Here is a 6,720-nt window from a genome sequence, read left to right on the forward strand (position 1 = left end):
CACGGGAGGGGGGGGGGGAGGAGAGGGGGGGGGGGGGGGGGGGGTGGGGGGGGGGGGGGGGTTGGGGAGGGGTGGGGGGGTGGGGGGGGGGGGGGGGCTGCCCCTTTTGGGGGCTTGGCCTCCGCCACTCGATGTCTGGCTGACCTCGCTGATGCCGGCCGGGCTGACCGGTATCGCCCTGGTGGCGGTCGGCGGACTCGGCCGGCTGCAGTGCTCGCCGTACAGCGATCTCGATCTCGTGCTGATGCACCGCGGCGTCGCCGGGATGGACGAGATCGCCGCCCGCCTCTGGTACCCGGTCTGGGACGCCCGCCTCGGGCTGGACCACTCGGTGCGTACCCTGCCGGAGGCGCTGTCCGTCGCCCACGACGATGTCAAGGTCGCGCTCGGCCTGCTCGACGCCCGGCACGTCGCCGGCGACCGGGAACTCACCGCCGAGCTGCAGGCCGCCGCGACCGACCAGTGGCGGCGCACCGCCGTCCGCCAACTGCCGGCGCTGCGTGAGGTCACCGAGGCCCGTTGGCGGACCCACGGCGAGTTGGCCTTCCTGCTGGAAGGCGATCTGAAGGAGGCCGCCGGCGGGCTGCGCGACGTCGGGATCCTGCGCGGGATCGCCCTGGCCGGCATCGCCGACAGCATGCGTCCGGCCGCCCGCGCGGCCCATCTGCGGCTGCTGGACACCCGCGACGCGCTGCACGTCGCTGTCGGCCGGCGGGTGGACCGGCTGGTGGCCCAGGAACGCGCCACCGTCGCCGGCCTGCTCGACCTGGACGACCCGGACACCCTGCTGCGCCGGGTCGCCTCGGACGCGCGCACCATCACCCACGCCCTCGACGACGCCTGGCGCAGCGCCGACCGGCTGCGCTCGGGCCGTCGGCGCGGCGGCGGTCCGCCGGTGCGCCGGCCGGTGGCCCGCGACGTGGTCGAGCACGACGGTGAGCTGGTCCTCGCCCGGACCGCGATCGGGGCCCGCCCGGACCCCAGCCTGTCGCTGCGGGTCGCCGCGGCCGCCGCCACCAGCCGGCTGCCGATCGCCCGGGCGACCTGCGAGTGGCTCGCCGCGTACTGTCCGCCGCTGCCCGCGCCGTGGCCGGATGCTGCCCGGGCCGCGCTGATCACCCTGCTCGGCGCCGGTCCCGGTCTGGTGCCCACCTGGGAGACCTGCGACCGGTACGGGCTGGTTGACGGCTGGCTGCCGGAGTGGCCCCGGATGCGCAGCCTGCCGCAGCACAACCCGGTGCACCGGTTCACCCTGGACCGGCACCTGGTCCAGGCGGCACAGGAGGCGACCGCGTTCACCCGCGAGGTGGACCGGCCCGACCTGCTGCTGCTCGGTGCGTTCCTGCACGACGTGGGCAAGGGGCTGCCCGGCGACCACAGTACGGTCGGCGCGCCGGTGGCGACGCGGATCGCCGCCCGGATCGGGCTGCCGCCGGCCGACGTCAACATGATCGACAAACTGGTCCGGCTCCATCTGCTGCTGCCAGAGGTGGCCACCCGGCGTGACCTCAGCGACCCGGTGACGATCTCCCAGGTCGCCGCTGCGGTGGGCGACACCACCACGCTCGGTCTGCTGCACGGTCTGGCCCGCGCCGACGCCCTGGCGACCGGCCCGGCGGCCTGGTCGGACTGGAAGGGGCGGCTGATCGCCGAACTGGTCCGCCGAGTGCACACCGCGCTGGACACCGGGGTGCTGCCCCAGCCGCCGCGACCCGATCCGGCGCTGGTGGCGGGTCCACTGCCGGCCGTACACATCGACGGTGACGACCGGGTCGCGGTGGCCGCTGCGGACCGGCACGGCCTGCTCGCTGCGGTCGCCGGCTGCCTGGCCCTGCACCGGCTGGACGTGCTGACCGCGGACGCCTCCACGGTCGACGGGCGGGCGCTGGTCGAGTTCCGGGTCCAGCCCCGGTACGGCACCCCGCCGGACACCATCGCGCTCGCCGCCGACCTGCGGCGGGCGGTCGCCGGTGACGTGTCGGTCACCCAGCGGCTGCGGGGTCGGGCACTCGCCGCCCGGCGGGCCGGAGCCGACCCTCGGGTGGTGTGGCACCGGGAGGCCGCCACCGACGCGGTGGTGCTGGAGCTACGGGCGGCCGACTCGGCCGGTCTGCTCTACCGGGTGACCAGCGCACTCGACGAGGCCGGCGCCCAGGTGCGGGCGGCCCGGATCTCCACCCTGGGCGGTGACGTGGTCGACGCCTTCTACCTGGTGGGTGCCGGCCCGGACGACGCCGAGCGGGCCCGCCTGGAAGCCGCGGTGCTGGCCGCCGCCGGATGACCGGGCGGCGCAGCGGCGGAGCCGGATGCCGGAGTGGCGGAAGCGGGCGGCGGCCGCAGGCGCTGGAGTGGCAGGAGCGGGCGGAGCGGGCGGCGGCTAGGCTTGCCAGGTCGGGCGGAGTCGCGTTCCGACGCCGCCGTGAGTTGCCCTGCCGGATCGACATACAGGATGTTGCGTCGTGTTTGACACTTTGAGTGATCGACTGTCCGGGATCTTCGGCAAGCTCCGGGGCAAGGGTCGGCTCACCGACGCCGACATCGACGCGACCGCCCGGGAGATCCGGCTGGCGCTGCTGGAGGCGGACGTCGCGCTGCCGGTGGTGAAGGCGTTCATCGGCCGGGTCAAGGAGCGTGCCCGTGGCTCCGAGGTCTCCCAGGCGCTCAACCCGGCCCAGCAGGTCATCAAGATCGTGCACGAGGAGCTGGTCGGGGTCCTTGGCGGCGAGCAGCGCCGGCTCCGGTTCGCCAAGCAGCCGCCGACGGTGATCATGCTGGCCGGGCTGCAGGGTTCCGGCAAGACCACCCTCGCCGGCAAACTGTCCAACTGGCTCAAGGCGCAGGGGCACCAGCCGCTGCTGGTCGCCGCCGACCTGCAACGCCCGAATGCGGTCGGTCAGCTGCAGGTCCTCGGCGGGCGGGCCGGGGTCGAGGTGTTCGCCCCGGAGCCCGGCAACGGGGTCGGCGACCCGGTGGCCGTCGCCAAGGCGTCGATCGAGCATGCCCGCCGGTCGGCGCGCGACGTCGTCATCGTCGACACCGCCGGTCGGCTCGGCATCGACGCCGAGATGATGGCCCAGGCCGCCGCGATCCGCGACGCGGTCGACCCGGACGAGGTCATCTTCGTCATCGACGCGATGGTCGGGCAGGACGCGGTCCGCACCGCCGAGGCGTTCCGCGACGGCGTCGGCATCACCGGCGTGGTGCTGTCCAAGCTCGACGGCGACGCGCGCGGCGGTGCGGCGCTGTCCGTCCGGCAGGTCACCGGCGAACCGATCCTGTTCGCCTCCACCGGTGAGAAGCTGTCCGACTTCGACGTCTTCCACCCGGACCGGATGGCCAGCCGGATCCTCGGCATGGGCGACATGCTCACTCTGATCGAGCAGGCCGAGCAGGCCTTCGACGCCGATCAGAAGGAGAAGATGACCGCCAAGTTGATGGGCGGCGAGCAGTTCACCCTGGAGGACTTCCTCGACCAGCTCATCGCGGTGCGCCGGATGGGGCCGATCGCCAACGTGCTGGCCATGATGCCCGGGATGGGGCAGATGAAGGACCAGTTGGCCGAGGTCGACGACAAGCACTTCGACAAGGCCACCGCGATCATCCGCTCGATGACCCCGGGCGAGCGGACCAACCCGAAGATCATCAACGGTTCGCGCCGGGCCCGGATCGCCAACGGCTCCGGGGTCACCGTGATGGACGTCAACCAGCTGCTCAACCGCTTCGCCGAGGCGCAGAAGATGATGAAGCAGATGGGCGGGATGATGGGTCTGCCCGGTGGCGGGCGGCGCAAGGCGACCAAGTCGCCGAAGAACAAGCGCAAGGGGAACAAGGGCGGCAACCGGGGCGGCGGTGCCCGGCAGCGGGGCGGCGGCGGGGTGCCGGCCGGCTTCCCGGGCGGCATGCCGCAGCTGCCACCCGGCCTCGACCCGAACGCGCTGGGCGGCGGCGACGGTCTGCCGCCCGGCTTCAAGCTCCCCAAGATCGACTTCAACAAGTTGAACAAGCGGGAGAAGGGCTGAGCGCCGTCGACCCCGCACCCGTGCCGCTGCACGTCCGCGGGGTCGTGCTGCCCGAGGACCGAACCCGGGACCTGTGGCTGGTCGGCGACCGGGTGACGCTGCACCCGGTGCCCGGCGCGACCACCGTGGTCGACGGCGGCTTCATCCTGCCCGGGCTGGTCGACGCGCACTGCCACATCGGCATCGCCCGGGGCGGGACGCCGATCGGCTCGCTCGACGACGCCCGCCGGTTGGCCGGCGTCGACCGGGACGCCGGTGTGCTGGCGCTGCGCGACGCCGGGTCGCCGTACCCGTACCCGCAACTCGACGACGAACCGGACCTGCCCCGGCTGGCCCGCGCCGGCCGGCACGTTGCACCGCCCCGGCGCTACCTGCGCGACATCGGCGTCGAGGTGCCGGCGGAGCGGCTGTCCGACACGGTGGCCGAGCAGGCCAAGGCGGGCAACGGCTGGGTCAAGCTGGTCGGCGACTGGATCGAGCGGTCCGCGGGGGACCTCGCCCCGGCCTGGTCGGCGGAGGCGATGACCGACGCCATCGCCACCGCGCACCGGGCCGGTGCCAGGGTCGCCGCGCACACCTTCGACGAGGAGGCGGTACGGATCCTGGTCCGGGCCGGGGTCGACTCGGTCGAGCACGGCACCGGGCTGAGCCCTGACCTGATCGACGAGATGGCCCGGCACCGGACTGCGCTGATCCCGACGATGATCAACATCGCGACGTTCGGCGGGATCGCCGACCGGGCCCGGGAGAAGTTCCCCCGGTACGCCGCCCACATGATCAGCCTGCGGGACAGGTTCCCCGAGGTGGTACGCGCCGCGCACGAAGCCGGCGTGCCGGTCTTCGTCGGCACCGACGCCGGTGGCGGCATCGCCCATGGCCGGGCCGCCGACGAGATGCTGACCCTGCACACTGAGGCGGGCATGCCGGCCGAGGCGGTGCTGGCCGCCGCCTCCTGGGGTGCCCGGGACTGGCTCGGCTTCCCTGGCCTGGTCGAGGGAGGGCTCGCCGACCTGGTTGTGTACCCGGCGGACCCGCGGGCCGACCTGCGGGTGGTCCGCGCACCCGAGCGGATCATCCTGCGCGGGCGGGTGCTGCGCTGACCCGGTGGCCGGGGCGGCCCTGAGCCGGCTGCGGCGGGTGCGTCGCGCAGCCGCCACCGGCGGCGCATAGGATGTCCGGTCATGGCCCGCGTGCTCACACCTCGTGCGGAGGACTTCCCCCGCTGGTACCAGGATCTGATCGCCAAGGCGCAGCTCGCCGACAACGGACCGGTGCGCGGCACCATGGTGATCCGGCCGGCCGGGTACGCCATCTGGGAGCGGATGCAGTCCGAGATGGACAACCGGATCAAAGCGGCCGGCGCGGAGAACGCGTACTTCCCGCTGTTCATCCCGGAGAGCTATCTGCGCCGCGAGGCCGAGCACGTCGAAGGCTTCTCCCCGGAGCTGGCGGTGGTCACCCACGGTGGCGGCAAGCAGCTCGCCGAGCCGGTGGTGGTCCGGCCGACCAGCGAGACGGTGATCGGCGAGTTCATGGCCAAGTGGGTCGACTCCTACCGGGACCTGCCGCTGCTGCTCAACCAGTGGGCCAACGTGGTGCGCTGGGAGCTGCGCCCCCGGGTGTTCCTGCGGACCAGCGAGTTCCTCTGGCAGGAGGGGCACACCGCGCACGCCGACGAAGCCGACGCACGGGCGTACGCCCGACGAATCCTGCACGAGGTCTACGAAGACTTCATGGTCAACGTGCTCGGCATCCCGGTGCTGGTCGGGCGTAAGACCGCCCGGGAGCGCTTCGCCGGAGCCACCAGCACGTACACCCTCGAAGGGATGATGGCCGACGGCAAGGCGCTGCAACTGGGCACCTCGCACGAGCTCGGGCAGAACTTCGCCCGCGCGTTCGACATCACCTACACCTCCGCGGAGCGGGCGGTCGAGCACGCCTGGACCACCTCCTGGGGGGTCTCGACCCGGATGCTCGGCGGGCTGATCATGGTGCACGGCGACGACAACGGGCTGCGGGTGCCGCCACGGCTGGCCCCGGTCCAGGCGTACGTCATGGTGGTCAAGGCCGGCGACGGGGTCGCCGAGGCGGCGGCCAAGCTGCGCGACGCGTTGCGCGACGCCGGGGTACGGGTCGGCCTGGACGACCGGGTGGACACGCCGTTCGGCCGCCGGGCCGTCGACGCCGAGCTCAAGGGATATCCGGTACGCGTCGAGGTCGGCCCGCGCGACCTGGCCGCCGGCAATGCGGTGCTGGTCCGGCGTACCGACGGGTCGAAGACCCCGGTACCGGTCGCCGACGTGGTCGGCGCGGTCCGCAACGCCCTCGACGCCGACCAGCAGCGGCTCTACGACCAGGCGCTGACGCTGCGTCAGACGCGTACCGTCGAGGTCGGCACCCTCGCCGACGCCGTCGCCGCTGCGGCGACCGGATGGGCCCGGGTGCCGTGGTCGGTGGTCGGTCCGGCAGGTGAGGCCGAGGTCAACGCGCAGGGCGTCACCGTACGCTGCCTGCTGCGTCCGGACGGCTCGGTGCCCGACTCCGACGACGAGCCCGACCTGGTCGCGGTGCTGGCCCGCTCGTACTGACGCCCTGCCCTGCCGTCGGTGAGCGGGGGTGCCCCTTTCCGGGGGGGGAGCAGAGTTGGGGGTTTTTTTGGGGACAGCAAAAGGGAGGTTTTTGGTGAAGTATTCCTGTTTTT

At 73.4% G+C, this 6,720-nt stretch carries 4 protein-coding genes; all 4 read left to right on the forward strand.

Features of this window, described 5'->3' with window-relative positions:
* Nucleotides 1-43 precede the first annotated feature (43 nt).
* Entirely contained in the window at nucleotides 44-2,281 is a 2,238-nt protein-coding gene (locus ACXAHD_RS30795; protein ID WP_475054963.1) for a [protein-PII] uridylyltransferase, read from the forward strand.
* Nucleotides 2,282-2,459: 178 nt separating this feature from the next.
* Nucleotides 2,460-4,019 carry a signal recognition particle protein gene (gene ffh / locus ACXAHD_RS30800; RefSeq protein ID WP_281553877.1) on the forward strand — a complete coding sequence of 520 codons (1,560 nt, stop codon included), beginning with the start codon at nucleotides 2,460-2,462 and terminating at the stop codon, nucleotides 4,017-4,019.
* 20 nt (nucleotides 4,020-4,039) lie between these two features.
* A complete protein-coding gene (locus tag ACXAHD_RS30805; protein ID WP_281553878.1) occupies nucleotides 4,040-5,119 on the forward strand; it encodes an amidohydrolase family protein in 1,080 nt (359 codons plus the stop codon).
* An 81-nt stretch (nucleotides 5,120-5,200) separates the two neighbouring features.
* Nucleotides 5,201-6,607 (forward strand): proline--tRNA ligase, encoded by a 1,407-nt coding sequence (proS, locus tag ACXAHD_RS30810; protein WP_281553879.1) that lies wholly within the window; start codon nucleotides 5,201-5,203, stop codon nucleotides 6,605-6,607.
* Nucleotides 6,608-6,720 lie beyond the last annotated feature (113 nt).

This window comes from Micromonospora sp. ABR4_055 (assembly GCF_056160425.1).

Excerpts from the sequence above, each read along its gene's own strand:
- proS (WP_281553879.1), top strand. The coding sequence starts at position 5,201 with ATGGCCCGCGTGCTCACACCTCGTGCGGAGGACTTCCCCCGCTGGTAC.